24 protein-coding genes are annotated in these 24,441 nt (G+C 68.4%); 17 read left to right on the forward strand and 7 right to left on the reverse strand.

Annotated features, from left to right (window positions below; genetic code table 11):
• The first annotated feature begins 4 nt into the window (after positions 1–4).
• Positions 5–1,120, forward strand: a complete 1,116-nt coding sequence (gene zapE / locus Q7P21_RS00900) for a cell division protein ZapE (RefSeq protein WP_304175336.1) — start codon at positions 5–7, stop codon at positions 1,118–1,120.
• 3 nt (positions 1,121–1,123) lie between these two features.
• Here the strand turns inward: zapE and Q7P21_RS00905 are convergent, their stop codons facing one another.
• Together Q7P21_RS00905 and Q7P21_RS00910 are read right to left on the reverse strand one after the other, a co-directional pair.
• On the reverse strand, positions 1,124–2,272 hold the full coding sequence (locus Q7P21_RS00905) for an MFS transporter (protein WP_304164152.1): 1,149 nt from the start codon (positions 2,270–2,272) through the stop codon (positions 1,124–1,126).
• A 64-nt stretch (positions 2,273–2,336) separates the two neighbouring features.
• Positions 2,337–3,221, reverse strand: coding sequence for a LysR substrate-binding domain-containing protein (locus Q7P21_RS00910; RefSeq protein ID WP_304175338.1), 885 nt, complete (start codon positions 3,219–3,221; stop codon positions 2,337–2,339).
• A gap of 104 nt (positions 3,222–3,325) precedes the next feature.
• On the opposite strand from Q7P21_RS00910, the gene Q7P21_RS00915 reads away from it, so the two are divergent.
• The 7 genes from Q7P21_RS00915 to Q7P21_RS00945 all read left to right on the forward strand — a co-directional run bounded on the left by Q7P21_RS00915 (position 3,326) and on the right by Q7P21_RS00945 (position 8,810).
• On the forward strand, positions 3,326–3,637 hold the full coding sequence (locus Q7P21_RS00915) for a hypothetical protein (protein WP_304164149.1): 312 nt from the start codon (positions 3,326–3,328) through the stop codon (positions 3,635–3,637).
• Positions 3,638–3,693: 56 nt separating this feature from the next.
• Complete coding sequence (sdhC, locus tag Q7P21_RS00920; protein ID WP_304164147.1) at positions 3,694–4,140, forward strand: succinate dehydrogenase, cytochrome b556 subunit; 447 nt, start codon at positions 3,694–3,696, stop codon at positions 4,138–4,140.
• A gap of 2 nt (positions 4,141–4,142) precedes the next feature.
• The gene (gene sdhD / locus Q7P21_RS00925) at positions 4,143–4,535 is read left to right on the forward strand and encodes a succinate dehydrogenase, hydrophobic membrane anchor protein (protein ID WP_304164145.1); all 393 of its coding nucleotides are present in this window, start codon (positions 4,143–4,145) and stop codon (positions 4,533–4,535) included.
• 4 nt (positions 4,536–4,539) lie between these two features.
• A complete protein-coding gene (gene sdhA / locus Q7P21_RS00930; RefSeq protein ID WP_304175340.1) occupies positions 4,540–6,327 on the forward strand; it encodes a succinate dehydrogenase flavoprotein subunit in 1,788 nt (595 codons plus the stop codon).
• Positions 6,328–6,375: 48 nt separating this feature from the next.
• A complete protein-coding gene (locus Q7P21_RS00935; RefSeq protein WP_304164141.1) occupies positions 6,376–7,158 on the forward strand; it encodes a succinate dehydrogenase iron-sulfur subunit in 783 nt (260 codons plus the stop codon).
• Positions 7,159–7,238: 80 nt separating this feature from the next.
• Positions 7,239–8,468 (forward strand): NAD(P)/FAD-dependent oxidoreductase, encoded by a 1,230-nt coding sequence (locus Q7P21_RS00940; protein WP_304164139.1) that lies wholly within the window; start codon positions 7,239–7,241, stop codon positions 8,466–8,468.
• A 21-nt stretch (positions 8,469–8,489) separates the two neighbouring features.
• A complete protein-coding gene (locus tag Q7P21_RS00945) occupies positions 8,490–8,810 on the forward strand; it encodes a 2Fe-2S iron-sulfur cluster-binding protein (RefSeq protein WP_304164137.1) in 321 nt (106 codons plus the stop codon).
• A gap of 178 nt (positions 8,811–8,988) precedes the next feature.
• On the opposite strand, the gene Q7P21_RS00950 is transcribed toward Q7P21_RS00945, so the two are convergent.
• Positions 8,989–11,307, reverse strand: a complete 2,319-nt coding sequence (locus Q7P21_RS00950; protein ID WP_304164135.1) for a PAS-domain containing protein — start codon at positions 11,305–11,307, stop codon at positions 8,989–8,991.
• Between the two features lie 87 nt (positions 11,308–11,394).
• Here Q7P21_RS00950 and Q7P21_RS00955 point away from each other — a divergent pair, with 87 nt between their 5' ends.
• The 5 genes from Q7P21_RS00955 to mmcB all read left to right on the forward strand — a co-directional run bounded on the left by Q7P21_RS00955 (position 11,395) and on the right by mmcB (position 14,904).
• Positions 11,395–11,982: a hypothetical protein gene (locus tag Q7P21_RS00955; RefSeq protein ID WP_304164133.1), complete on the forward strand. Its 588-nt coding sequence runs from the start codon at positions 11,395–11,397 to the stop codon at positions 11,980–11,982.
• The gene (locus Q7P21_RS00960) at positions 11,975–12,400 is read left to right on the forward strand and encodes a metallopeptidase family protein (RefSeq protein WP_304175342.1); all 426 of its coding nucleotides are present in this window, start codon (positions 11,975–11,977) and stop codon (positions 12,398–12,400) included. Before Q7P21_RS00955 ends, Q7P21_RS00960 begins: the two co-directional genes overlap by 8 nt.
• A gap of 134 nt (positions 12,401–12,534) precedes the next feature.
• Positions 12,535–13,665 (forward strand): ferritin-like domain-containing protein, encoded by a 1,131-nt coding sequence (locus Q7P21_RS00965; RefSeq protein ID WP_304164129.1) that lies wholly within the window; start codon positions 12,535–12,537, stop codon positions 13,663–13,665.
• 202 nt (positions 13,666–13,867) lie between these two features.
• The gene (locus Q7P21_RS00970; RefSeq protein WP_304168229.1) at positions 13,868–14,407 is read left to right on the forward strand and encodes a lipocalin family protein; all 540 of its coding nucleotides are present in this window, start codon (positions 13,868–13,870) and stop codon (positions 14,405–14,407) included.
• A 44-nt stretch (positions 14,408–14,451) separates the two neighbouring features.
• Positions 14,452–14,904 carry a DNA repair putative endonuclease MmcB gene (mmcB, locus tag Q7P21_RS00975; protein WP_304168227.1) on the forward strand — a complete coding sequence of 151 codons (453 nt, stop codon included), beginning with the start codon at positions 14,452–14,454 and terminating at the stop codon, positions 14,902–14,904.
• Positions 14,905–14,909: 5 nt separating this feature from the next.
• On the opposite strand, the gene Q7P21_RS00980 is transcribed toward mmcB, so the two are convergent.
• Both Q7P21_RS00980 and Q7P21_RS00985 read right to left on the reverse strand, forming a co-directional pair.
• Entirely contained in the window at positions 14,910–15,467 is a 558-nt protein-coding gene (locus Q7P21_RS00980) for an ActR/PrrA/RegA family redox response regulator transcription factor (protein ID WP_304168224.1), read from the reverse strand.
• A 46-nt stretch (positions 15,468–15,513) separates the two neighbouring features.
• On the reverse strand, positions 15,514–16,875 hold the full coding sequence (locus Q7P21_RS00985) for an ActS/PrrB/RegB family redox-sensitive histidine kinase (protein ID WP_304168222.1): 1,362 nt from the start codon (positions 16,873–16,875) through the stop codon (positions 15,514–15,516).
• A 121-nt stretch (positions 16,876–16,996) separates the two neighbouring features.
• On the opposite strand from Q7P21_RS00985, the gene Q7P21_RS00990 reads away from it, so the two are divergent.
• The 3 genes from Q7P21_RS00990 to Q7P21_RS01000 all read left to right on the forward strand — a co-directional run bounded on the left by Q7P21_RS00990 (position 16,997) and on the right by Q7P21_RS01000 (position 19,706).
• Positions 16,997–17,584, forward strand: coding sequence for an SCO family protein (locus Q7P21_RS00990; RefSeq protein WP_304168219.1), 588 nt, complete (start codon positions 16,997–16,999; stop codon positions 17,582–17,584).
• A 102-nt stretch (positions 17,585–17,686) separates the two neighbouring features.
• A complete protein-coding gene (locus Q7P21_RS00995; RefSeq protein ID WP_304168216.1) occupies positions 17,687–18,958 on the forward strand; it encodes a polyhydroxyalkanoate depolymerase in 1,272 nt (423 codons plus the stop codon).
• Positions 18,959–18,968: 10 nt separating this feature from the next.
• Positions 18,969–19,706 (forward strand): M48 family metallopeptidase, encoded by a 738-nt coding sequence (locus Q7P21_RS01000; protein WP_304168215.1) that lies wholly within the window; start codon positions 18,969–18,971, stop codon positions 19,704–19,706.
• Between the two features lie 3 nt (positions 19,707–19,709).
• On the opposite strand, the gene Q7P21_RS01005 is transcribed toward Q7P21_RS01000, so the two are convergent.
• Together Q7P21_RS01005 and Q7P21_RS01010 are read right to left on the reverse strand one after the other, a co-directional pair.
• Entirely contained in the window at positions 19,710–21,701 is a 1,992-nt protein-coding gene (locus tag Q7P21_RS01005; RefSeq protein WP_304168212.1) for a transglycosylase domain-containing protein, read from the reverse strand.
• Positions 21,702–21,834: 133 nt separating this feature from the next.
• Entirely contained in the window at positions 21,835–23,025 is a 1,191-nt protein-coding gene (locus Q7P21_RS01010; RefSeq protein ID WP_304168210.1) for a tetratricopeptide repeat-containing glycosyltransferase family protein, read from the reverse strand.
• A gap of 77 nt (positions 23,026–23,102) precedes the next feature.
• Between Q7P21_RS01010 and Q7P21_RS01015 the strand changes: the two genes are divergently transcribed.
• The gene (locus Q7P21_RS01015; protein WP_304168232.1) at positions 23,103–24,404 is read left to right on the forward strand and encodes a tetratricopeptide repeat-containing glycosyltransferase family protein; all 1,302 of its coding nucleotides are present in this window, start codon (positions 23,103–23,105) and stop codon (positions 24,402–24,404) included.
• The last annotated feature ends 37 nt before the right edge of the window (positions 24,405–24,441 follow it).

Raw genomic sequence — 24,441 nt, forward strand, 5'->3', positions numbered from 1 at the left:
AGCCATGGCCTCCCCGCTCAACGCCGCCTACCAGGCCCGACTGGCCGCCGGCGCGCTCCGTCCCGATCCCGCCCAGGCCGAGGGCCTGAAGGCGCTGGCGCGTCTGGAGGACGACCTGGGCCAGGCCGAGCCGTCGGGCTTTTCCGCCTTCTTCCGCAAGCCCGAGGGCCAGAGGGGGGTCTATCTCTGGGGGCCGGTCGGGCGCGGCAAGTCCATGCTGATGGACCTGTTCTTCGAGACGGCGCCCGTGGCCAAGAAGCGCCGCGTCCACTTCCACGTGTTCATGGGCGAGGTGCACCGGCTGATCGACGCCTGGCGCAAGGGCGACGCGGCCGAGCGCAAGGCCCGGTTCGGCCAGCACAAGGGCGACGATCCCATCGTCCCGGTGGCCGATGTGGTGATCGCCCAGGCCCGGCTCATCTGCTTCGACGAGTTCCAGGTCACCGACATCGCCGACGCCATGATCCTGGGGCGGCTGTTCGAGGCCCTGTTCGCCCGGGGCCTGACCCTGGTGGCGACCTCCAACCGGGTTCCGGACGAGCTCTATAAGAACGGCATCAACCGCCAGCTGTTCACGCCGTTCATCGACCTGCTGAAAGCCCGGATGGAAGTGGTGAGCGTGGCCGGCGGCCATGACTATCGCCTCGACCGGCTGCGGGCGGCGGGCACATGGTTCTCGCCCTCCGACCCGGACAACCAGCGCAGCTTCCTGGGGCTGTGGCGCGACCTGCTGGACGGGGCCGAGGAGATCGGCGAGACGGTCGAGGTGCTGGGCCGCAAGATCCACCTGCCCCACGCGGCCGGCGGCCTGGTGCGAGCGAGCTTCATGAGCCTCTGCGCCGTGGCGCTCGGCCCCAACGACTATGTGGCGATCGCCGGCCGGTTCCACACCCTCTTCCTGGAGGACCTGCCGAGGCTGACCGCCAATCGGCGGGAGGAGGCCAGGCGCTTGGTGATCCTGATCGACGCCCTCTACGAGGCGAGGACCAAGCTGATCGTCCTGGCCGAGGCCGAGCCCGACAAGCTCTATCCGGAAGGCGACGGCGCTTTCGAGTTCGAGCGCACCGCCTCGCGCCTGCAGGAAATGCGTTCGGCGGACTGGCTGGCGGAGACGGAGTAGGGGTCAGGCGACCGCCAGCTTCTCCCGCGCATAATAGCCGCGCAGCAGCATCAGGGTGGTCACCGCGCCGGCGAGGCAGAGCAGCAGGGCGGCCTGCAGCGGTACGCCCAGGGCCAGCAGGCCGGCGGCGGCCAGGCAGCCTGAGCCGCAGCCCATGTCGAAGGCGCCCTCGGTGGCCATGTGGAACCGGAGCGAACAGGGCGAGGCCTTGGCCAGGTTGTAGACGGCGGTCATCATGGTCGGGGTCGACAGGCAGGTGACCAGGGCCCCCAGGGCGTTGGCGGTGAGCGCCAGGGCCGGGGTTGTCGCCCCCGCCCGCGCCAATATGGTGACGGCCAGCACGGCGAAGGCCAGCCAGACCGCGCGGCCGCCATGGCCGGCGTCGATGTGGCGGCCCAGCAGCAGGCCTGCGACAGCGCCGACCAGGGCCGCCAACGCCATCGCCCCGCCAAAGGCCGCAAAGCTTTCCCGCAGGGTGACGAACAGGGCGATCTGCCAGAGGAAGAAGGTTCCGGACGCCGTCCAGCCGTCGGCGGCGAACAGGGCCGCACCCAGCCGCGAGGCCCGCAGGGCGCCCGGAGCCTCGGCCAGAACCGGCACATCCGGGGCCTTGAGGAGCGGAAAGGCCGAGGCCAGTTGCACGGCGCCGGCCGCGCCGAAGGCGGCGACGGGCCCCAGCGTGACCAGGGCCCAGCCGCCCAGCACAGGGCCGACAATGCCGACGGCCTGGGCCAGGGCTTCGCGGGCGCTGATCTGGTGGCCGCGATGTTCGGCGTCGCCGAGGGCGGCGAAATAGGCGTGGTAGCTGGTCCAGTAGAGGGTCTCGCCGATCGAAGAGACCGTGCACATGGCGACCAGCATCAGGTCCAGTCCGTGGACCTGGGCGAGCAGCGGATATTGCGCGGCGGTGATCGCGGCTCCGGCGATGACCACGCGCCTCAGCCCGAACCGCTTGGCGATCGGCAGGATCAGCGGGCGGATCAGGAAGCGCCCGGCCAGGATCGCGGCCATGGAGGCCAGGGCCTCGGCCGGGGACAGGCCGGCCTTGAGCAGGAACACGGTCAGGAACACGCCGCCGCCGCTCATGGCCAGGGCGTGCAGGCCATAGTGCAGGTTCAGGCGGTTGACGGTGCGATTGCCCAGATAGGCCAAGGCGGATCTCCAGCGTCGCCGAAGGTCGCCGCGCGGCCCTGCATAGACCGCGTGGCGGGGGCGCTCAACCGGCCCTCAGGCTCTCCACCAGGTCGCGGGCGAAGGGTCGCAGGGCCTCGAGATTGCGGACGCAGATCGTCAGCTCGCGCACCGCCCAATCGTCGTTCAGCTCGACGACGCTCAAGCCCACCGTAGCGGCGACGCGCGCGGCGGTGGTGTGGGGCACGATGCCGATGCCGACGCCCGCCTCCACCAGCCGGCAGACGGCGTCGAAGCTGCGCAGCTGCACGCGCAGGATCAGGCCGCGCCCCAGCCGCGCCGCCTTGCCGGCCAGGAAGCGCTGCAGAGCGCTGGACCGGTCCAGCCCCACGAAATCGAAGCCCAGCACCTGGGCGAAGTCGACCCGCGCCTGGTCGGCCAGGGGGTGGCCCTTGGGCGTCACCACCACGAAGCGGTCTGAGCGGAAGGGATAGGTCTCCAGCGGGCCCACATCCACCGTGCCGGCGACGATGCCGATATCGGCGACGCCCTCGGCGATCAGCCCGACGATCTCGTCGGACAGGCGCTCTTCCAGATCGATGCGGACATTGGGATGCTTGGCCAGGAAGCCGGACAGGGCCTCGGGCAGGAATTCGGTGGAGGCGTTGGTGTTGGCCAGGATCCGCACCTCGCCGGAGACCCCCTTGGTGTAGGCGTCGAGATCCTCGCGCAGGCGCGCGGCCTGCTCCAGCATGGTGCGGGCGTGCTTGACGAGGGTGAGTCCGGCGGCGGTGGGCTTGACCCCTGTGCGGCTGCGGACCAGGAGCTCGACGCCTATGGCCTGCTCCATTCCCCGGATGCGGGTGGAGGCGGCCGCCAGGGCCAGGGCCGCGCGCTGGGCGCCGGCGGTGATCGAGCCGGCGTCCACCACGTCGCAGAATAGCTTCATATCGATCAGGTCGAACTTCATCCTTCGCCTTTCGCGAAGGAAAACTATCGCAATCGCGCATTGCGTCTAGCCAAACTCGCGGACAGGTTTCGCCAATAGCGAATGCTGGTCATTTGGAGGCCGCGATGCCAACCTTTGTCGTGGAGCGGACGATCCCTGCGCTGATGCGGGTTGCGGATCGCGACAACGTCGCCCTGCACTGCCGCTGGGCAAGGGACGCCTATCATCAGGTCGGCGCGTCCTGGTTGGGCGGCGTGATCACCGAGGATCGCATGTTCAGTCTGGTGGTCGCCGAGCAGGCTGAGGACTTGCGGGCCTTTGCGCGCGGCCTGCGAATCGCCGACCAGGACATCACCCTGCGTCAGGTGGTCCAGCCGCTCGGTCCTTTTCTCGCCTTGCCCCTCGACGATCCGCAGTATCGCCCACCCCTTCGTTGACACCCCCGGGACGCGGCTTAAAAGCGGAGCCGCTTCGTCCCTATCGGAACGCCATCATGACCGACGCCTCCGGCGCGCCCCGCGAACGTCCCAAGTCCCCACATCTGATGACTGGGGGCTTCGGCTCTCCGCTGCTGTGGCGCTGGCACATCACCATGTTCACCTCGATCGCCCACCGGGCCACCGGGGTTGCGCTCTATCTCGGCGCCCTGATGCTGGCGGGCTGGGCCGTGGCCCTGGCGACCTCGCTGGGCGAGACCGACCACAAGACCTATGTCGACTACATGGCGCTCCTGGGCTCGCCGCTGGGCAAGCTGGTGCTGTTCGGCCTGACCCTGTCGGTCTTCTATCACCTGGCCAACGGCGTCCGGCACCTGATGTGGGATTCAGGCCAGGGCCTCGACATCAAGTCCGCCAATTTCACCGCCGTCGCGGCGATCGCCTTCTCCATCGCCGCCACCCTGGCGGTCTGGGGCATCGCCGCCATGACCGGAGCGCTCTGATCATGAGCACTGAATTCCGCACCCCGCTCTCCCGCGCCCGCGGCCTGGGCTCGGCCAAGCATGGCGCCGCTCACTGGATCGCCGAGCGCGTCAGCGCCCTGGCCCTGATCCCCCTGGTGCTGTGGGCCGTGTTCGGCGTGATCCGCCTGGCCCGCGCCGATTTCGACACCGCCGTGGCCTGGCTGGCCAGCCCGGTCAACGCGGTCCTGATGGTCCTGCTGGTGCTGGTGGCCTTCTGGCACATGCAGACCGGCGTCCGGGTGATCATCGAGGACTATATCCACAAGCTGCTGACCAAGTCGGTGCTGCTGCTCGCCAACCTGTTCATCGTGTCGCTGGCCGGGGCCCTGGCCATCTTCTCCATCCTCAAGGTCGCGCTGGGAGGCGCACTCTGATCCCATGGCGACCTATCAATTCATCGACCACAAGTTCGACGTCGTCGTGGTGGGCGCGGGCGGTTCGGGCCTGCGCGCTGCGCTCGGCTGCGCCCAGGCCGGCCTGAAGACCGCCTGCATCTCCAAGGTCTTCCCGACCCGCTCGCACACCGTGGCGGCCCAGGGCGGCATCTCCGCCAGCCTTGGCAATATGAGCCAGGATGACTGGCGCTGGCACATGTACGACACCGTCAAGGGGTCGGACTGGCTGGGCGACCAGGACGCCATCGAATATCTCTGCCGCAACGCGCCGGCCGCCGTGTACGAGCTGGAGCACTGGGGCGTGCCCTTCAGCCGCACGCCGGAAGGCAAGATCTATCAGCGCGCCTTCGGCGGCATGACCAAGAACTATGGCGAGGCCCCGATCCAGCGCACCTGCGCGGCGGCGGACCGCACCGGCCACGCCATGCTGCACACCATGTACGGCCAGGCCCTGGCCCAGGACACCGAGTTCTTCATCGAGTATTTCGCCCTCGACCTGATCATGGACGAAGGCGTCTGCCGGGGCGTCACCGCCTGGAAGCTGGATGACGGCACCCTGCACCGGTTCCAGGCCCAGATGGTGATCCTGGCCACCGGCGGCTATGGCCGCGCCTATTTCTCGGCGACCAGCGCCCACACCTGCACCGGCGACGGCGGCGGCATGACGCTGCGCGCCGGCCTGCCCCTGCAGGACATGGAGTTCGTGCAGTTCCACCCGACCGGCATCTATGGCGCCGGCTGCCTGATCACCGAGGGCGCCCGGGGCGAGGGCGGCTATCTGACCAATTCCGAGGGCGAACGCTTCATGGAGCGCTATGCGCCGACTGTGAAGGACCTGGCCCCGCGCGACATGGTCAGCCGGGCCATGACCATCGAGATCCGTGAAGGCCGCGGCGTGGGTCCGAAGAAGGACCACATCTTCCTGCACCTGGACCACCTTGACCCGAAGATCCTCGCCCAGCGCCTGCCTGGCATTTCGGAAAGCGCCAAGATCTTCGCCGGCGTCGACGTCACCAAGCAGCCGATCCCGGTCCTGCCGACCGTGCACTACAACATGGGCGGCATCCCCACGAACTTCTATTCGGAAGTGGTCACCCGCCTGGGCGACGATCCCGACAAGGTGGTGCCCGGCCTGATGGCGGTGGGCGAAGCCGCCTGCGTGTCGGTCCACGGCGCCAACCGCCTGGGCTCCAACTCGCTGATCGACCTGGTGGTGTTCGGCCGCTCGGCCGCCCTGCGCGCCGCCTCGGTGCTGAAGGCCGGCGCGACCCAGCCGGAACTCAAGCCGGCCATGACCGACGGTCACATCGCCCGCTTCGACAAGCTGCGCAACGCCAACGGCGCGACCAGCACCGCCTCGCTGCGGTTGGAGATGCAGCAGGTCATGCAGGAGGACGCTGCGGTGTTCCGCACCTCCGAAAGCCTCGCCTCGGGCGTCAAGCGCCTCGACGCTGTCATGGCCAAGCGCGGCGACCTCAAGGTCTCCGATCGCGGCCTGATCTGGAACACCGACCTGATGGAGACCCTGGAGTTCGAGAACCTGGTGGTTCAGGCCCAGGTGACCGTGGTCGGCGCCGCCAACCGCACCGAGAGCCGGGGCGCCCACGCCCATGAGGACTTCCCGGACCGCAACGACAAAGAGTGGATGAAGCACACGCTCACCTGGCTCGACGACGCGACCGGGGCGGTCAAGATCGACTACCGTCCGGTGCACGACTTCACCATGACCAACGAGGTCGCGCCCTTCCCGCCCAAGGCGCGGGTCTATTAGGACCCGAGAGCCGAGCGTGATGGGAAAAGATTCCAAGGAAAGCGTCTGATGGTCGAACTCGCCCTGCCGAAGAACTCCCGCGTCCAGAAGGGCCGTCATCACCCGGCCCCGGCCGGCGCCAAGAAGGTCAAGACCTTCAAGGTCTATCGCTATGATCCGGAACAGCCGGGCAATCCGCGCTGGGACACCTATGACGTCGATATCGAGGCCTGCGGCCCGATGGTCCTGGATGTGCTGATCCACATCAAGAACGAGATCGACCCGACACTGGCCTTCCGCCGTTCCTGCCGCGAGGGGGTCTGCGGCTCCTGCGCCATGAACATCGGCGGCCGCAATACGCTGGCCTGCACCCACGGCCACGCGGAAATCCCGGGCAAGGAGTGCCAGATCGCACCCCTGCCCTCGATGCCGGTGGTCAAGGACCTGGTCCCCGACCTGACCATGTTCTACGCCCAGTACGCCTCGATCGAGCCCTGGCTGCACACCAAGACCCCGGAGCCGCAGCAGGAGTGGCGCCAGTCGCCCGAGGACCGCGAGAAGCTCGACGGCCTCTATGAGTGCATTCTTTGCGCCTGCTGCACGACCTCGTGCCCCAGCTACTGGTGGAACGGCGAGAAGTACCTCGGCCCGGCCACGCTGCTGCACGCCTATCGCTGGCTGATCGACAGTCGCGACGAGGCCACCGGCGAGCGGCTGGACGCCTTGGAGGACCCCTTCAAGCTCTATCGCTGCCACACCATCATGAACTGCGCCCAGGTCTGTCCGAAGGGTCTGAACCCCGCCAAGGCCATCGCCGAGGTGAAGAAGATGCTGGTGGACCGCGTCATCTGATCGCGGTTCCTTCGGTTCGCGGCGATCCGAACGACGTTTGACAAGTTGACGCCGCCGTCACTTTTCTGCATGGGGCTGTCATGAGCTCGTCCGACGCGCACGTTGTGATCATCGGGGCGGGGCACGCCGGCGGAACCGCCGCGGCCCTGCTGCGGCAGTATGGCTTCGCCGGACCCATCACCCTGGTGGGCGAAGAGCCGATTCCGCCCTATCAGCGGCCGCCGCTCTCCAAGGCCTGGCTGAAGGGCGAGGCCGACGCCGACTCCCTCGCGCTCAAGCCGTTGGAGTTCTACGCCGAGAACAACATCGACTTCCGGCCGAACCTCAAGGCCGTGAAGCTGGCGCGTTCGGACAAGATCGTGACGCTGTCCGACGGCGCGACCCTGACCTATGACTTTCTGATCCTCGCCACCGGCGCCCGGGCCATCAAGCTGCCGGTCGAGGGGGCGGACCTGAAGGGTTTGCTGGAGCTGCGCACGGCGGCCGACGCCGAGGCCCTGAAGGCGACGCTCGGCCCCGGCAAGCGGCTGGCCATTGTCGGCGGCGGCTATATCGGCCTGGAGGCGGCGGCCTCGGCCCGGTCGCTGGGCGCGGAGGCCGTGGTGCTGGAGCGCGAAACCCGCCTCCTGGCCCGGGTCGCCTGCGAGACCCTGTCGACCTTCTTCCAGGGCCGGCACGAGGCCCATGGGGTCAGGTTCGAGCTGGGCGCCTCGGTGGTCGGCTTCGAAGGCCGAGACGGCCACGTCACCGGGGTCAAGCTGGCCGACGGCCGGACCATCGCCTGCGACGCCGCCCTGATCGGCGTCGGCGCGGCGCCTAATGACGAGATCGCCAAGGACGCCGGTCTCGACTGCGCGCGCGGCATCGTCGTCGACCTGGAGGCCCGCACCTCCGACCCCTCGATCTTCGCGATCGGCGACGTGGCCCACCGGCCGATGCCGATCTATGACCGCATGTTCCGCATGGAAAGCGTGCCCAACGCCCTGGAACAGGCCAAGCAGGCGGCCAGCGCCATCACCGGCCGCCCGGCGCCGGCCGGCGAGACGCCCTGGCAGTGGTCCGACCAATATGATCTCAAGCTGCAGATCGCCGGCTACGCCTTCGACGCGGACGAGATCCTGCTGCGCGGCGATCCCGCGACCGGCAAGTTCGCCATCTTCCATTTGAAGGGCGATCTGGTTCAATCGGTGGAGGCGATCAATTCGCCGCCGGAATTCATGATGGGCCGCCAGCTCATCGGGGCCCGCAGGCCCGTCAACAAGGCGAAGCTTGCGGATACGACAGTTTCTATGAAAGAGGTCGCCGCGTAAAAGCTGGCGGGAAGGGGAGACATGGCCAAGATCACCTATATTGAGCATGACGGAACCGAGCACGTTCTCGACGTGAAGGCGGGCCTGACGGTCATGGAAGGGGCGGTGAAGAACAACGTCCCGGGCATCGACGCCGACTGCGGCGGAGCCTGCGCCTGCGCCACCTGCCACGTCTATGTGGACGCCGCCTGGCAGGACAAGACGGGCGAGAAGTCGGCGATGGAAGAGTCCATGCTGGACTTCGCCGAGAACGTCGAGCCGAACAGCCGGCTGTCGTGCCAGATCAAGGTCTCCGACGCCCTGGACGGCCTGGTGGTCCGCCTGCCGGAAAGCCAGCACTAGGATAGAGCGCCCTCCCTCCCCTTCCCCCGGGGCGCGTCGCTAAGCGACCCGCCCAAGGGCAGGCATGGGGAGGGTGGATCGCGCATCAGCGCGAGACGGGTGGGGGGCTGCGAGGTCATCGCGCCCCACCCTCTCCGCTACGCGGCCTGTCCCTCCCCATGAAAGGGAGGGAGACCGTTCAGAACCCCAGCTCGGGATGGCCCGCCGCGCCCTGCGCGGCTTCGGGCAGGTGGCAGGTGAAGGTCGCGCCGGAGCCCGGCTCGCTCTCCAGGGCCACCCAGCCGCCATGCAGCTCGACCAGGGCCTTGACCAGGGCCAGGCCCAGGCCGGGCCCGCCGCGCTCGCGGCCGATGAAGCGGTCGAAGATGTGGGCCTGGACGTGGAAGGGAATACCCCGGCCGGTGTCCGACACCTGCAGCTGGATCTCGCCCAGGGCGCGCCGCGCTGACAGGGTGACCACGCCCTCTGGCGGAGTCTGGCGGATGGCGTTCTCGGTCAGGTGATCCAGGGTCTGGGCCAGGCGCTTCACGTCGCCGCGGATCAGGCCGACATCGTCACTGTGCTCGATCTTCAATGTCACCTTGGCCTGCTCGGCCTCCCGCGCCCAGCGCTCCGACGCGTCGCTCAGCAGTTCGGCGACATGGACGTCTTCCAGGTCCAGCGCCATCTCGTCGGCGTCGATCTGGGCCATGTCCAGCACGTCGTCGATGGACCGCGCCAGCTGGGTCGCCGCCGTGCGCACCGCCGCCGCATGGCCGCGCCCGCGTTCCGACAGGCCCTCGCCCGACCGCTCCAACAGTTCCGAATAGCCGATGATGGTGGTGAGCGGCGTGCGCAGCTCATAGGAGACATTGCCGACGAAATCGCGCTTCAGCCGCTCGGCGTCGGCCAGGGCGGCTGAACGATCGGCCAGGGCGCTTTCCAGCTTCCGCGCATCGGTGACGTCGGCGAAGGCGATCAAGGTCGCCCCATCCGGCAGGGGGCGCGACTGATAGACGATGATGCGTGAGTCCGAGGTCTTCACCTCGCCCTGCATGGGCGCGCGGGCCTGGGGATCGGTGTCGGCCACCCGGCCCTTGAGCTCACGCCAGAACACCATGTCGTGCAGGCGCGGGATGCACAGTTCGACCACGCCTTCGAAATCGTGGGCGACCTCGATCTGCTGCGGGGTGATGTTCCAGAACCGCTCGAAGGCCTCGTTGTGCAGGCGCAGGCGCCCGTCGGAGCCGAACACCGCCACGGCGTCATTGAGCTTGTCCAGTGTGGCCTGCTGCACCTGGATCAGGGCGTTGTACTGGGCCTTGAGCTTCAGCTCGCCGGTGATGTCGGAGAACAGGAGCACCACGCCCCCCAGGGGATGAGGCTGGCGAACCACGCGCAGGGTGCGGCCGTCGGGGATCGACCACAGGTCGTCGGGCGTCGATTCCAGGGTCTCGTAGCGCTCAAGCTCGCTGGCCTTCCACTTGCCGTAGTCGGCGGTCTCCGGCAGGCGGCGGCGCTGGCGCAGGCGATCGAGCACCTCGCCATGGGTCGGCCGCTCGGCCAGCCAGGCGGGCTCCAGGCCCCACAGCTCCGCGAAGGCGGTGTTGTGGAAGATCATCCGCTTGGTCTGGGAGAAGATCGCCACGGCGTCGGCGATGTGGTTCAGGGTCTCGTCGTGGGCCTCGATGTTGCGCTTGAGCGCCTCGCGCAGCTCCTCGGCCTCGGTGACGTCCTCGGTCCAGACCCCGACTCCGCCGCCGTCCAGGGGCTGGGCGGTGATCTGCAGCGAGCGGCGGCGGCCCTCGAAGGTGGTCCAGCGCTTGGACTCGCGCTTCTGGCCTAGATTGGCGGCTTCGCTGGCGAGCGCGTCGGCCGCCTTGTCGAAGCTGGCGCCACGGCTGGCGGCCTCGTCCAGGCTGGCGCAGCCCACGGCTGACAGCCAGGCGGCGTTGACCCAGACCGGGCTGCCGTCGGCCGCCGAGATCCAGGCGGGATAGGCGCGCGCGTCCAGGAAGGCGGCGAAGCGCGGGGCGGTGGGCAGGCCGGCGTCCTCGCCGACCACCGAGGACAGCCGCAACCAGGCCAAAGCGCCGGCGGCCCGGCCCTCGACAGCGACGACGCCCGCGGGACCGCGGACCTCGAAGGCGCAGGCCTCGCCGCGCTCGAACAGGGCGCGCAGCCGGCGGGCATGGTCCGGATCGGCCCGCATCAGGGCGGCGACCACGGCCTGGGGCTCGGATTCGGCCAGGCCCAGCACCGAGGCGCAGACCGTCAGGCTCTCCTCGCCGGACGCCACCAGGGCGTGACCGTCCTCGACGGCGAGCAGGGCGGAATCGAAGGCCTCGGCCGAGGCCTGGGCGGTTTCGGCGCCGGCCTTGAGGGCGTTGATCTGGCGGCGCAGGGCGGCCATGCTCAGTTCCGCCTGGCCCCGTTGGGCCAGCGCCCACAGGACAGCACAAATGGCCAGCAGCACCGCGCCCGCGGCAGCCGCCAGAATGAGCTGCATCTCGCTCATCGCGCCATCCTCGACGCCCGTCCCCGTCGACAGCGAATCATCTTTTGGAACATAGGCCGCTTAAGCGAATTCGGCGATGATCGGCGCATGACCGCGATCCTCTATCCCCTGGCGACGACGCCCGACGCAGCGCTTTCCGCGCCCCTGGGCCGCGCGGCGCGGGAAAGGGAGGCGCAGGCCCTGGCCGGCGAGCCCGTCGCCTTCGTCAGTGGCCCGGCCGGTCCGGCCTATGCCAGCCGCGAGGCGGCGCTGGACGCCCTGGCCGGACGGATCGAGGACGACCGCCCCGGGCGACTGGTCCAGGTGGCCGTGGAGGACCGGTTCTGTCGGCTGGTGGAGGTGGCGACCACCCGCCGCGCCCCGCCGCCGGTCGCGACCATCAACCGCGACGGCCGCCGCTGGCCCACCCCGCCGGTCGCCCCGCCCACGGTCTGGCGCCTGTCGGTCTCCTATTGGCGTCCGGTCTCGGCGGCGCCCGCCGCCGGCGCGCCGGATGTCGATCATCCCCAGGCCCGCCGCGCGCGGCGGCTGAAGCAGACCGAGGCGGAGCCTGAGACCCTGAAGGCCATGAGCCGCCAGCCCCTGCGCGCCTTCAAGCCGCAGCAGCCGCTGGACATCGGGCTGTTCGAGGTCCGGCTGCCGGAGAACCCCGACCTGGTGATGCCCGATGAGTGAAGCCGATCGCGGCCATATCCATGTCCACGCGCATAGGCCGGCGCCCTCGCTGGACGACTTCGGAGCCCTGGCCCAGGCGGCCTTCGAGGCCCTGCCCGACGATTTCCGCGCCATGACCGGGGCCGTGATCTTCCGGGTCGAGGACTTCCCGCCCCAGGAGGTGCTGGACGAAATGGGGATCGAGGACCCTTTCGAACTGACCGGCCTCTATCACGGGGTCGATCTGGCCCACCGCTCGATCCTGGACCCCAGTCCCGAACCCTCCATGGTGTTCCTCTATCGCCGTCCGATCCTCGATGAATGGGCCGAGCGCGGCGACGTGACGCTGAGCGAACTGATCACCCACGTCCTGGTCCACGAGATCGGCCACCACTTCGGGCTGTCCGACGACGACATTGATGAGATCGAGGGGGAGTAGCGCGCGCAACCGCGTCTGGGAAAGTGACGCCGCCGTCACGTTTCTTGACTTATCGGCGGTCATATGGATTTTTGACGCAGGTCAAAACCGGCGACGCTGACGATCGCCGATGTCTGGCTTCAGGAGGACGACCGATGGCCGCCGACGGCAACATCACCAAGGACATCATCTACGACGCCGTCGCGCCGGACGACTTCGAGTCCATGCTGGAACTCGACCGCTACAACGCGCGGTCGACCGCCTTTGACAAGATCATCTCGGCCACCCACGACCACTTCTGGGATCCGCTCGACAAGAAGTACATCGACTTCGACGAGCCCTTCGACATGGAAAACCAGATGCTGCTGCCGGAGGAGATGATCATCTCGCTCGGCACCGAATATGTGTCGAACCACCTGAAGGACCCCAAGACCCGCATCCGCTTCGCCAACCAGCAGGCCCTGCGCTCGTTCTCCTCGATCCTGCACGGCGAACAAGGCGCGCTGAACCTGTCGGCCAGCCTCTGCCACGTGCTGAAGGACCAGGGCGCCCAGGAATACGCCGCCAACCAGACCCGCGAGGAAGCCCGCCACGTCACGGCCTTCGCCAAATATATCAAGGCCCGCTGGGGTCGCCCGGTGGAAGCCGGCCCGACGCTGAAGGCGCTCTTGATCGACATCATCGGCAGCCCCGAGGTCTATAAGAAGATCATCGGCATGCAGATGCTGGTGGAAGGCCTGGCCATGGGCGCCTTCGCCACCTTCTTCAACAATATCAATGACCCGCTCGGCAAGAAGCTGATGCAGCTGGTCATGACCGACGAGGCTTTCCACCATAAGTTCGGGAAGATCTGGGCCGACCGCACCATCCCCAAACTTTCCCCGGAAGAGCACGCGATCATCGAGGACTGGGCGGCGCACTGCTTCCAGACCCTGCTGTTCAACCTCGTGGCCCCCTCGCAGCAGCGCGACCTCTATGAAGAGTTCGGCATGGACCCTGACGTGGTGATGGCCGAGATGGCCGCCATGGTCACCGACGAGAGCCGTCGGGAGAACATGAAGGAGCAGTCCAACATCTTCCGCGTGCTGGTGAAGACCCTGCTCAATGCCGGCATCATCACCGACCGCACCCGCGCCTTCTACGCCATCTATGTCGACATGGAGGAGCTGAAGGGCGAGGGCGATCGTATGGTCGGCGACGACATCGCCGAGGAGGGGATCAAGTATCTCCAGGAGATCAATTTCAAGGACCGCGTCGCCGCAGCCGTGAAGATCGCCGCCGAATAGGCCCTCCGCGCCAAACCTTCGCGAAGCGCCCGCCGGCCCCGCGTCGGCGGGCGTTTTCGCGAGCGGGACCCGGAGTGGGCGGGACCGGCCTTGACCATTGGTCTTGGCCCCGCCTCAATCCCAGGGTTTGTCGCTATTGGCGGCTCGCCCCCGGGGCGTTTCCGGTTCCACAGACCTGGGCTAACTTCTAGCGATGTCGTCCATGCGTATCCTGCCGTTCGCGCTCTGCGCCGTCCTCGCCCTGGCCCTTCCGGCCGGGATGAGCGCCGCCGCGCCTGCGCCGCCGCCGGCCCCGACCGATCGCATCGAACTGACCAAGATGACCGGCCGCTGGTACGAGGTGGCCCGCCTGCCCAACCACACCCAGAAGGACTGCCAGGCGGGCGTCTCCGACTGGGCCCGGGACGCCGACGGCTATGATGTGCTGCAGGTCTGCCACCGGGGCTCGGTGTCCGCCCCGCCCACCGAGTGGAAGGCCAAGGCCAAGGTCCTCGACCCCAAGACCAACGCCAAATTCAAGATGAGCTTCTTCGGCGGGCTGGTGAGCCAGGAATATTGGGTGCTCGACCACAAGACCGACCAGGGGTGGCTGATCCTCGGCACGCCCAATGGCAAGTACCTCTGGCTGATGTCCCAGCATCCTCTGCTGGGCGCCGGCGCCAAGGCCCAGGCCGTGGCCCGCATCAAGCAGCTGGGCTACGACGTCAGCGCGCTCGAATATCCGCAGCCGGCCCGCAACTGATTTCGCCCCTTGCGTCCGGAACGAAGCCGGAACAAGATTTCGGCATGGGAGCGCCCCAAGCCGTCAGCCGTCCGGAGATCACCGCCGCCGTCACCCGTGGCGCGGCGCGGCTGTTGGTCGACCTGGGCTATGTGCCCCTGACCGAGGTCACCCTGCCCAATGGCCGGCGCGCCGACCTGATGGCCCTGTCGGCCCGGGGCGAGTTCATCATCATCGAGGTGAAGTCGGGGATCGAGGACTTCCGGGTCGATCGCAAGTGGCATGAATACGCCCCCTATTGCGACCGCTTCGCCTTCGCCGTGGCCCCGGAGTTTCCCCAGCACGTCCTGCCGCAGGACCCGGGCCTGATCGTCGCCGACGGGTTTGGCGGCGCGGTGTTGCGCGAGCCGCCGGCCGTGGTCCTGGCCGGCGCCCGACGTAAGGCGCTGACCATCGCCTTCGGCCGCATGGCGGCCATGCGGGCGGCGGGCTTTGCGGTGGTGAACCTGGAAGTCTGAGGGGGTCAGCGCGGCGCGCGCTTGGCCAGGATCCGCTGCAGGGTGCGGCGGTGCATGTTCAGCCGGCGCGCCGTCTCCGAGACATTGTGGCCGCAGAGCTCATAGACCCGCTGGATGTGCTCCCAGCGCACCCGGTCGGCGCTCATGGGGTTTTCCGGCGGCGGCGGGCTCTCGTCGCCAACCGCCAGCAGGGCGCGGGCCACGTCGTCGGCGTCGGCGGGCTTGGAGAGATAGTCGATGGCGCCCGACTTCACGGCGGCCACGGCGGTGGCGATATTGCCATAGCCGGTCAGCATGATGACCCGGGCCTCGGGGCGGGCGTCGCGGACCGCCTCCACGACCTTCAGGCCGGTGCCGTCCTCAAGCCGCATGTCCAGCACGGCGAAGGCGGGAGGAGAGGCGCGCACGGCGGCCAGGGCCTCGCTGACGCTGCCCACCAGGGTGGTCTCGAATCCGCGCTGCTCAAGCGCTCGACCCAGTCGCGTGCGGAGGGGGGCGTCATCGTCCAGGACCAGCAGGCTTCTGTCCGGCAGGGCGGCGATATCGGCGGAGAGATCGGCCATAATCAACTCCAGATGGCGGCGCTCGCGTCGTGCGCTCTTGAAGGTATCATGTCGCCTGTTCGAACGGCTGCGCAAGGGGTTGTTCGGTTTGCCACCCCGCCTGACCCACCTCGATCTGGCTGCGGGCCCAGCGGGCGGAGACCACGGCGCCGCGCGGGCGACCGTTCTGGAAGGCGACCTTGGCGCCCGTGCGCTCCAGCAGGGTCTTGGCGATGAAGAAGCCCAGCCCCATGCCGACATGGCCGGTGCGCGATCCCTCGGCCCCCGGACGGGTGGTGACATAGGGCTCGCCCAGCTTGGCGAGCACCTCCGGCGCGAAGCCCGGCCCGTCGTCGCGCACCTCCATGGAGATCGAGCCGGCGTCGAAGCGGGCGGTGATCAGCACCTCGGAGGTCGCGAAGTCGACGGCGTTCTCGACGAAGGAGGTCAGGGCGTGCAGCACCTCGGGCATGCGCCAAATGTCCGGGGCGGCGACGCCGGAGGCGCCGGAGACGATCGCCTCGACGCGAACCCCCTTCACCCCGGCGTGCGGCTCGATCACCTCATGGACCAGCTGCAACAGGCTCATCCGCTCATGCACCTCGTCGGTGGCGTCCGGCGTCTCGGTCAGGCGGCGCAGGATCTCGCGGCAGCGCAGGGCCTGGGCCATCAGGAGATCGGCGTCCTCCTTGATGGCGGCGGTCGGCGCCTCACGCGACATTTCCTTGGCGACGATGGAGATGGTGGCGAGCGGCGTGCCCAGCTCATGGGCGGCGGCGGCGGCGAGCGCCCCCAGGGCCGAGAGCCGCTGCTCCCGCGACAGCACCGCCTGGGTGACATCGAGGGCGAGCGCCATCCGCGCCGATTCCTCGGCCGACTGGCGGACATAGCCGGCGATCAACAGGATGCCGGCGATATTGGCGGCCGCAGCGCCGACCAGATAGCTGCCGGGCAGGCTGAACGCCATGCCGGGGGCCGCCGGCAGGGGCATGTGCAGGAAGGCCAGGCCGATCGAGGCCAGTATGCCCATCACCCCCAGTATGGCCACAGGCGCCAGCGGCAGGGTCGCCGCCGCCAGGGTCACCGGGGCGATCAGCATCAGGGCGAAGGGATTGGCGATGCCGCCGGTCAGGAACAGCAGGCCGGTGGTCTGGGCGATGTCGAAGGCCAGCTGGGCGGCGGCCTCCCATTCCCCGGTCAGTCTCTGGCCTGGCGAGGCCACGGCGGTCAGCAGATTGATCCAGGCCGAGGCCCCGATCAGGCTGAAGCACCAGGCATAGGGGGCCTTGAAGCCCAGGAACACGCCCATTGTCGCCAGGAGGGCGACCTCCCCGGCCAGCACGATCCAGCGCAGGGTGATCAGGTTGCGCATCCGCAGCCGGCCGCGCGACGACCCGCTCTGCGCCCAGGCGAGTTCACCTTGCGCCATGGCGGGGCTTTGCCTATCGAGACCGGGCGAGGCCTTGGATCTCGACGGCGCCGGCTGGTTTTCGGACGCCATCAGACCGCGAGCATCGCCGAGATCGTGACGCCTGACGAGGCCCATCTGCATGACCCGCCGAAATCTGTCCCTGATCGCCGTCTGCCTCGTGGGCCTGGCCGTGCTGGCCGGTCTCGCCTGGCGGGCCGGTGTGTTCGCAGCCCAGCCCTCGGCCCTGGTCGGCGGACCCTTCCAGCTGGTCGACCAGACCGGCAAGCCGGTCACGGAAAAGATGCTGAAGGGCAAGTGGAGCGCAGTGTTCTTCGGCTTCACCTACTGCCCGGACGTCTGTCCGACGACGATGCAGGTGCTGGCCCAGGCCCAGGACCAGCTGGGGCCGAAGGCCAAGGATCTGCAGGTGGTGTTCGTGACGGTCGATCCGGAACGCGACACGCCGGCCCAGCTCGCCAACTATCTGAACAACAGCGCCTTTCCCAAGGGCGTGGTCGGTCTGACCGGAACCCCGGCCCAGGTGGCGGTCGCCGCCAAGGCCTATCGGGTGTTCTATGAGAAGAGCGGAACCGGGTCCGACTATCTGATCAACCACTCCACCCCCACCTATCTGATGGACCCCAAGGGCCGCTTCAACCGGGTGCTGCCGTTCGGGATCGGGCCCGAGGAGGTCGCGCGGCAGATCTCCGACGCCATGCGCCGCTGATCGCCACGGGCATTGGCCCCTGCGACAACTTGGGGCGGAAGGGGCTGGACTCTCTTAACGGTCAGGGTGTTATGCTGCGGCGCACAATAGGACCGTACTCGGATGCTCTACTCCCTCTATGAGGCCGGCTACTACGCCTCCACGCCGTTGCGGATGCTGGCGCGGGTGACCCGCGAGTTCTGGGGCGCGGACGTCAATCCGGCCAAGGACAGCGACCTGGGCCGGCGAATCTTCGCCAATGCCGACCTGTTCGCCAATCTGACCCGCCGCTATGGCCGCCCGGCCTGGAACCTCGACACGGTGGAGATCGACGGCTACCCGGTCCGGGTCCGCGCCACCGAGGTCTGGTCCAGCCCCTGGGTCAAGCTCACCCACTTCACCCGCGATGTCGCCGACATGCGCCGGGCCGGCCGCCGCGAGCTCGAGCCGCCGGTGTTGATCGTCGCCCCGCTGTCGGGCCACTACGCCACCCTGCTGCGCGGCACGGTCGAGGGCTTCCTGCAGGATCACGAGGTGTTCATCACCGAATGGACCAACGCCCGCGAAGTGCCCCTGCTCGAGGGCAAGTTCGATTTCCACGACTATGTCGACCACATTCGCGAGATGCTGCGCCTGCTGGGCCCGCGCCCGCACGTGGTCGCCGTCTGCCAGCCCGGCCCCGCCGTCCTGGCCGCCGCCGCCCTGATGGCCGAGGACGGCGAGGAATGCCGCCCCGGCACCATGACCTTCATGGGCTCGCCGATCGACGCGCGCCTGTCGCCGACCGTGACCAACAAGCTGGCCGAGGAACGGCCTTTCGCCTGGTTCAAGTCGAACATGATCTTCAACGTCCCCGCCCCCTATCCGGGCATGGGCCGGCGGGTCTATCCGGGCTTCGTGCAGCTCTACAGCTTCATGTCGATGAACATCGAGCGCCATAAGGAAGCCCACCAGAAGTACCTGCAGGACCTGATGGATGGCGACGGCGACTCCGCCGAGAAGCACCTGGAATTCTATGACGAGTACCTGTCGGTGCTGGACCTGACCGAGGAGTTCTATCTCCAGACGGTCGACTATGTGTTCCAGCAATACCTGCTGCCCAAGGGCGAACTGTGGCATCGCGGCCGCCACGTTGATCCTTCCAAGATCACCGATATCGGCCTGCTGACCGTCGAAGGCGAGAACGACGACATCTCCGGCATCGGCCAGACCCAGGCGGCGCACACCCTGTGCTCCTCCCTGCCGAGCGCCCTGAAGGAGGACTATGTGCAGCCGCATGTGGGCCACTACGGGGTGTTCAACGGCCGCCGGTTCCGCGAGGAAATCTATCCCCGGGTGCGGGCGTTCATCCGCCGCGTCGAAGCGGGTGTCGAAAAGGCCGCCAACGCAGCTTAAGATTGGGACCATGTCCCTGTTCGGAAGACCCCTGGCGGATGGCGATCGGCTCGAAGTGGCCGGGGCGACCGTCCGCCTGAAAGTCCACAGCCGCGCCCGCCGCGTCTCCCTGCGGCTGGACCGCACCCGCCGCGAGGTGGTGGCCACCGCGCCCTCGCCGCGCCGCCTGGCCGAGGCCGTGGCCTTCGCCCGCGACCGGGCCGAGTGGATCGCCGCCCGCCTGGCGGAACTGCCCCAGAGCCAGGACATCGCCCCCGGTGTCACCATCTCGCTGTTCGGCCAGCCCTGTCGCCTGGAGTCCGCCAGCCATCCGGCCCGGTTCATGGCCGCCGGCGACGACCAGCCGGCCCGCATCGCCGCCCGGGGGGAGGGGGAGGTCTTCGCCCGCGCCGTGACCCGGACCATCCGCCGCCAGGCCCTGGAGGTGTTCGCCGCGCGCACGGCGTTCCACTGCGCGCGACTGGGGGCCAAGCTGCCCAGTGTGACGATCATGGACGCCAAGGGGCGTTGGGGTTCCTGCCGCTCGGCCCTGCCGGGCAAGCCCGCCGCGATCCGCTATAGCTGGCGCCTGGCCCTGGCCCCCTTCGAGGTGGCCGACTATGTGGTCGCCCACGAATGCGCCCACCTGCTGGAGCTCAATCACGGCCCCAAGTTCTGGGCCCATGTGAAGGCCCTGGTCGGCGACGAGCGCCCACACCGCGCCTGGCTGCGGGCCGAAGGCGCCCGGCTGCACGCCTTCGGGGGTTAGGCGTCAGAACGGAATATCTTCGGTCTTCGGCTTCTCGGCCGGCGTCTCGGGGGTCGGCGCGGGATTGCCGGACAACAGATCGCCGATCGGATCGGCGGGGGCGGCGACCGGAGGCGGCTCCACCGTGCCGCCCGGAATGGCCTGGGTCCTCAGGCGCGGCAGGGCCGCAGTCATGAACTCGTGCCAGATTCCAGCCGGGGGACCGCCGCCGGTGACCTTCTTCATCGGGGTGTTGTCGTCGCGGCCCACCCAGACGGCGGTGACGAAGCCGCCGGTGTAGCCGACGAACCAGGCGTCGCGGTAATCGCTGGTGGTGCCGGTCTTGCCGGCGATGTCGAAGCCCGCGACCTTGGCCTTGCCGCCGGTGCCGGAGACGATCACCTGGCGCATCATCTGGTTCATGTACTGCAGGGCGGGTGAGCCGATCACCGCCTGGCGATTGGCCTTCTCCACCCCATGGTCATAGAGCACCTTGCCGCTGGCGGTGCGGATCCGCTCGATGCCGTAGCCATGGGCCGAGAAGCCGCCATTGGAGAAGGGCGCATAGGCCTGGGCCATTTCCAGGGGCGAGACCTCGACGGCGCCCAGCGCCATGGAAGGGTCCAGCTGGATGTGGCTGGTGATCCCCAGGCGGCGCGCCGTGGCCGCGACATTGCCGGTCCCGACCTCGTTGGCCAGGCGGGCGGCCACCGTGTTGATCGACTGGGCGAGCGCGGTCTGCAGGGTGATCGGGCCGAGATATTTGTTGGTGTAGTTCTTCGGCTCCCAGGTCCCGATCTTCAGCGGCTCGTCGACCACCGGGGTCGAGGGCGTGCGGCCCTGCTCCATGGCGGTCAGATAGACGAAGGGCTTGAACGAGGATCCGGCCTGGCGCTGGGCCATGGTGGCGCGGTCGAACTGGCTGTCGGCGTAGCGGGCCCCGCCGACATAGGCGCGGATGCGGCCTTCGCCGTCGATGGCGACCAGGGCGCCCTGCTGCACCCCCTGGCTCTGGGCGGCGGCGACGCCACGGGCCAGAGCCTGCTCGGCGGCGGCCTGGATCGGCAGGTCGAGGGTGGTCTCGACCACCAGATCCTCGGTGGGTTCGCCGACCAGGGTGCGGACCTGATCATCGACCCAGTCGGTGAAATACTGGGCCCGCTGGTTGGCCAGCACCGGATTGACCCGCACCGGCGTGCGGAAGGCCTCGGCCCGCTGTTCGGCGGTGATGGCGTGGGTGCGGACCATCTCGTCCAGCACCACGGTGGCGCGCCGCGCCGCGCGATCGGTGGAGGAGACCGGAGAATAACGCGACGGCCCCTTCATCATGCCGGCCAGCAGGGCGCTTTCGCCGATGGTCAGCTGGCTGGCGGGCTTGCCGAAATAGCGCTGGGCGGCGGCCTCGATGCCATAGGCGCCGGCGCCGAAATAGACCCGGTTCAGATAGAGGGAGAGGATCTCCTTCTTGGAGAACTTGGCCTCCAGCCAGACCGCCAGGATCAACTCCTGGGCCTTGCGGCGATAGTTCTGGTTGGGCGTCAGGAAGAGGTTGCGGGCCAGCTGCTGGGTGATGGTCGAGCCGCCGCGCAGCGGGCCGCCATGGTGGGTGATATTGTAGAGCTGGCTGCGGATGATGCCCCAGGGATTGAAGCCCAGGTGCCAGTAGAACCAGCGATCCTCGATGGCCACGAAGGCGGCGGGCACATAGGCCGGCAGCTTGTCCAGGTCGACCGGCGGGGCGTACTGGCTGCCGCGCACCGCCACCAGGGCGCCGGAGCGGTCCAGATAGTTGATCGAGGGCTGGCGCTTGACGTCATAGAGCTTGGAGGTGTCGGGCAGATCGACCGCGAACACCGCGAAGAAGGCCACGATGAAGATCAGGCCCCAGACCCCGACCACGGCGCCCCAATAGAACACCGCCTGGGCCGGTGTGCGGGCCGGCTTGCCGCCCTTGCCGCCACCTTGGGGGCCTGAACCGCCAGACTGCGGGCCGCGGGGACCCTGAGCATTGGCCATGCGACCTGAAACCTTGTCTGAGGTGAACGCCTTAGGCGCGCAGAGATAGCTGAGCGCGAGGGAACACGCGACAAGATTGACGGGGGATGAATGGGGCGCGGGTGAGGCGGTGGCGCGCGATCATCCGGCGGACCTAGTCGAGGGCCCGCAGCTCCGCCAGGACCTCGTCGATGACCCGCGTCCAGTCGCCCACCTGTCGCTGTCGAAAGGTTCGGGTCCCGGGGTACCAGTCGAGGTCCGCGGCGCCGGGTCGCGGCCAGCGCCAGTCGGTCCCCATCACCGGCAACAACACCCAGCAAGGTCCGCCAAGCGCCCCGGCCAGGTGAGCGACCGAGGTGTCGACGCTGATGACCAGGTCAAGCCCGCCGATCAGGGCCGCGGTGTCACTGAAGTCCCGCGCGCCTGTCTCCTCTGGATGCAGGCTGACGGCGCCGGCCGCGAACAGCCGCTCAGCCTGATCCCACGGCAGGGACCTTTGCCGATCGACGGGGTTGTTGGGATTGCCGCGCCAGATCAGACCGATCCTGGCCTTGCCGGCGGCGCCTGGGTCCCATTCCGGTCGTCGCTCCGGGATGGGAAGATAGGGGGGATAGGGCAGGTCCGCAGGCGTGGCGCAGATGTGAAGCGGCGCCGAACCCATGCGAATCCAGACGTCATGCGGCGGAAGGGGCATCTGGCTCTGGAGGGGCAGGACCAGATCCGCGCCGCTCAGCCCCCGGAAGAGGGTCGCCAGGCGCGGATGGCACACCACGGTCACCTGCCGGGCGCCCAGGGCCTTCAGCCTGCTGATGAACCGCGCGAACAGGATCTGATCGCCGATCCCCTGCTCGGCCCAGACCAGGATCGCGCGGCCCGTCAGGGGTTCGCCAGCCCACTCCGGGCGGCAAACGTTCGGCGGCGGGCGACAGGTCTCCGGCGCCACCTCCATTCGCGCCTCATAGAGCGGCCAGCCCTCGGCGAAACGGCCCTGGTGCAGGCACAGCGTAGAAAGGATGAATCGCGCCCAGGCATCGTGCGGATCAATCTCCAGGGCGGCCATCAGCACCTGCTCAGCCCTGTCGTCCCGTCCGGTCAGGATATGGAGGCTGGCAAGCCGGCTCCTCAACACCAGGTCTGCGGGCCGGTTCACAACCGCGACGTCCAGCAGCGCGGCGGCCGAGGCGAAGGCGCCCAACTCCCGCCGCGCCTGGGCGAGATTGACGAGCAGGTTCACCGTTTGGCGAAATCGGGAGGCGGCGACGAAGGCCTCTTCCGCCTCGCGCCAGCGGCCGGCCGTCGCATGGTCGAGGCCCGCCTTGAATAAGCTGTCGAACCCGCCGTCCATGTCCGGCCTCTGTCACGCCTTTGGCGTGGCCATAATGTGACTTGGGTGGAGAGTCGAAAACTGTTTCCTTGGTGAAGATGAAACCGGGCAGCGACAGGTCGTCGGATGGCGCGATCTGGCGGGCGCCCGTTTTCAGCGCCGCGCGCCGATGCTATGGCGCGGGCATGTCGCTGGCCGATAGCCCTGAAGCCCTGTTTCGTCGTGCCGTCGACCTGCAGATCGCCGGGAGTGCGGCCGAGGCCGAAAGCCTGTATCTCGCGGCCGTAGGGGCAGGGCTCGGGCCGGATCTTCTGCCCGACGCCCACGGCAATCTCGGCGTGCTCTATCGCGCAACCCACAGATTGGCGGAGGCCGAGGTCGCGCTTAAGACCGCGATCCGGCTAAGATCCGACTGGGCGGCGCCACACTACAATCTCGGCAATCTGTACAGCTATCAGCGGCGGCTACTGGACGCTGAAGCCGCCTATCTTGAGGCGCTTCGCATCAAGCCGGACCACCCCAAGGCGCCGTTCAATCTTGGCCAGATCTATCTCAGCCAGGGCCGCTTCGCCGAAGGCTGGCCAATGTACGAGGCGCGACCCGACCGAACGGAATCCCCCCTGATGCGGGTCCGGGTTCCTGAATGGACCGGCCAGCCGCTTGAGGGAAAATCGATCCTGGTGTGGCGGGAGCAGGGCTATGGCGATGAAATCCTGATGGCCCGCTATGTCCCCCTGCTGAAGGCTCAGGGCGCGCGACAGGTGAAGATCGCCCCTACCTTGGCCATGCTCCGGCTGTTCGAATCCCTCGGCGGGGTCGACGAGGTCGTCACTCTGGTGGGCGATGTCCAAATGCCGGACGTCGACTACTGGGTGTTGCCCTGCTCCCTGCCAGCCAGCCTCGGGACTGATGACACGCTGAAGTCCCAAGGCGCCTATCTCTCCGTCCCCGAGGCGGCGCGCGCGCGCTGGTCAGGCTTCGGCGGGCCGGGATTCAAGGTCGGCTTCACCTGGCAGGGAAATCCCAAGCAGCCCAACAACTTCAATCGTTCCATGAAGGGCCCGGAGCTGTTCAATGGCCTCGCTGACCTGGGTGTCGAGATGATCGATCTCCAGGAGCCGCGCGGCGATTTTGCTGATACGGCCGCGATCCTCGAGCAGCTGGATCTGGTGATCACCGTTGACACCGCCATGGCGCATCTGGCGGGCGCGCTAGACAAGCCCTGCTGGGTGGTGCTGGCCGCGCTTGGCACCTGCTGGCGCTACCCGCCGCCACAGCAGTCCGTCTCTCCCTGGTACAGGTCGACCACGATCTACCGCCAGACGACGCCCGGCGACTGGGCGGAGGTCTTCGCACGCGTGCGCCGAGACCTCGCCGCGCGGATCGCCCCCGATGTTTGAGGCCCGCCCAGGTCCATGCCGGCCCCAGCAAGGCCGT

It is taken from the genome of Phenylobacterium aquaticum, assembly GCF_947378715.1.
GTDB lineage: Bacteria > Pseudomonadota > Alphaproteobacteria > Caulobacterales > Caulobacteraceae > Phenylobacterium > Phenylobacterium aquaticum_A.

Coding starts and splice junctions, on each gene's coding strand:
- zapE (WP_304175336.1), top strand. CDS start 5: ATGGCCTCCCCGCTCAACGCCGCCTACCAGGCCCGACTGGCCGCCGGC.
- Q7P21_RS00910 (WP_304175338.1), bottom strand. CDS start 3,221: ATGAAGTTCGACCTGATCGATATGAAGCTATTCTGCGACGTGGTGGAC.
- Q7P21_RS00915 (WP_304164149.1), top strand. CDS start 3,326: ATGCCAACCTTTGTCGTGGAGCGGACGATCCCTGCGCTGATGCGGGTT.
- sdhC (WP_304164147.1), top strand. CDS start 3,694: ATGACCGACGCCTCCGGCGCGCCCCGCGAACGTCCCAAGTCCCCACAT.
- sdhD (WP_304164145.1), top strand. CDS start 4,143: ATGAGCACTGAATTCCGCACCCCGCTCTCCCGCGCCCGCGGCCTGGGC.
- sdhA (WP_304175340.1), top strand. CDS start 4,540: ATGGCGACCTATCAATTCATCGACCACAAGTTCGACGTCGTCGTGGTG.
- Q7P21_RS00935 (WP_304164141.1), top strand. CDS start 6,376: ATGGTCGAACTCGCCCTGCCGAAGAACTCCCGCGTCCAGAAGGGCCGT.
- Q7P21_RS00940 (WP_304164139.1), top strand. CDS start 7,239: ATGAGCTCGTCCGACGCGCACGTTGTGATCATCGGGGCGGGGCACGCC.
- Q7P21_RS00945 (WP_304164137.1), top strand. CDS start 8,490: ATGGCCAAGATCACCTATATTGAGCATGACGGAACCGAGCACGTTCTC.
- Q7P21_RS00950 (WP_304164135.1), bottom strand. CDS start 11,307: ATGAGCGAGATGCAGCTCATTCTGGCGGCTGCCGCGGGCGCGGTGCTG.
- Q7P21_RS00955 (WP_304164133.1), top strand. CDS start 11,395: ATGACCGCGATCCTCTATCCCCTGGCGACGACGCCCGACGCAGCGCTT.
- Q7P21_RS00960 (WP_304175342.1), top strand. CDS start 11,975: ATGAGTGAAGCCGATCGCGGCCATATCCATGTCCACGCGCATAGGCCG.
- Q7P21_RS00965 (WP_304164129.1), top strand. CDS start 12,535: ATGGCCGCCGACGGCAACATCACCAAGGACATCATCTACGACGCCGTC.
- Q7P21_RS00970 (WP_304168229.1), top strand. CDS start 13,868: ATGCGTATCCTGCCGTTCGCGCTCTGCGCCGTCCTCGCCCTGGCCCTT.
- mmcB (WP_304168227.1), top strand. CDS start 14,452: ATGGGAGCGCCCCAAGCCGTCAGCCGTCCGGAGATCACCGCCGCCGTC.
- Q7P21_RS00980 (WP_304168224.1), bottom strand. CDS start 15,467: ATGGCCGATCTCTCCGCCGATATCGCCGCCCTGCCGGACAGAAGCCTG.
- Q7P21_RS00985 (WP_304168222.1), bottom strand. CDS start 16,875: ATGGCGCAAGGTGAACTCGCCTGGGCGCAGAGCGGGTCGTCGCGCGGC.
- Q7P21_RS00990 (WP_304168219.1), top strand. CDS start 16,997: ATGACCCGCCGAAATCTGTCCCTGATCGCCGTCTGCCTCGTGGGCCTG.
- Q7P21_RS00995 (WP_304168216.1), top strand. CDS start 17,687: ATGCTCTACTCCCTCTATGAGGCCGGCTACTACGCCTCCACGCCGTTG.
- Q7P21_RS01000 (WP_304168215.1), top strand. CDS start 18,969: ATGTCCCTGTTCGGAAGACCCCTGGCGGATGGCGATCGGCTCGAAGTG.
- Q7P21_RS01005 (WP_304168212.1), bottom strand. CDS start 21,701: ATGGCCAATGCTCAGGGTCCCCGCGGCCCGCAGTCTGGCGGTTCAGGC.
- Q7P21_RS01010 (WP_304168210.1), bottom strand. CDS start 23,025: ATGGACGGCGGGTTCGACAGCTTATTCAAGGCGGGCCTCGACCATGCG.
- Q7P21_RS01015 (WP_304168232.1), top strand. CDS start 23,103: ATGAAACCGGGCAGCGACAGGTCGTCGGATGGCGCGATCTGGCGGGCG.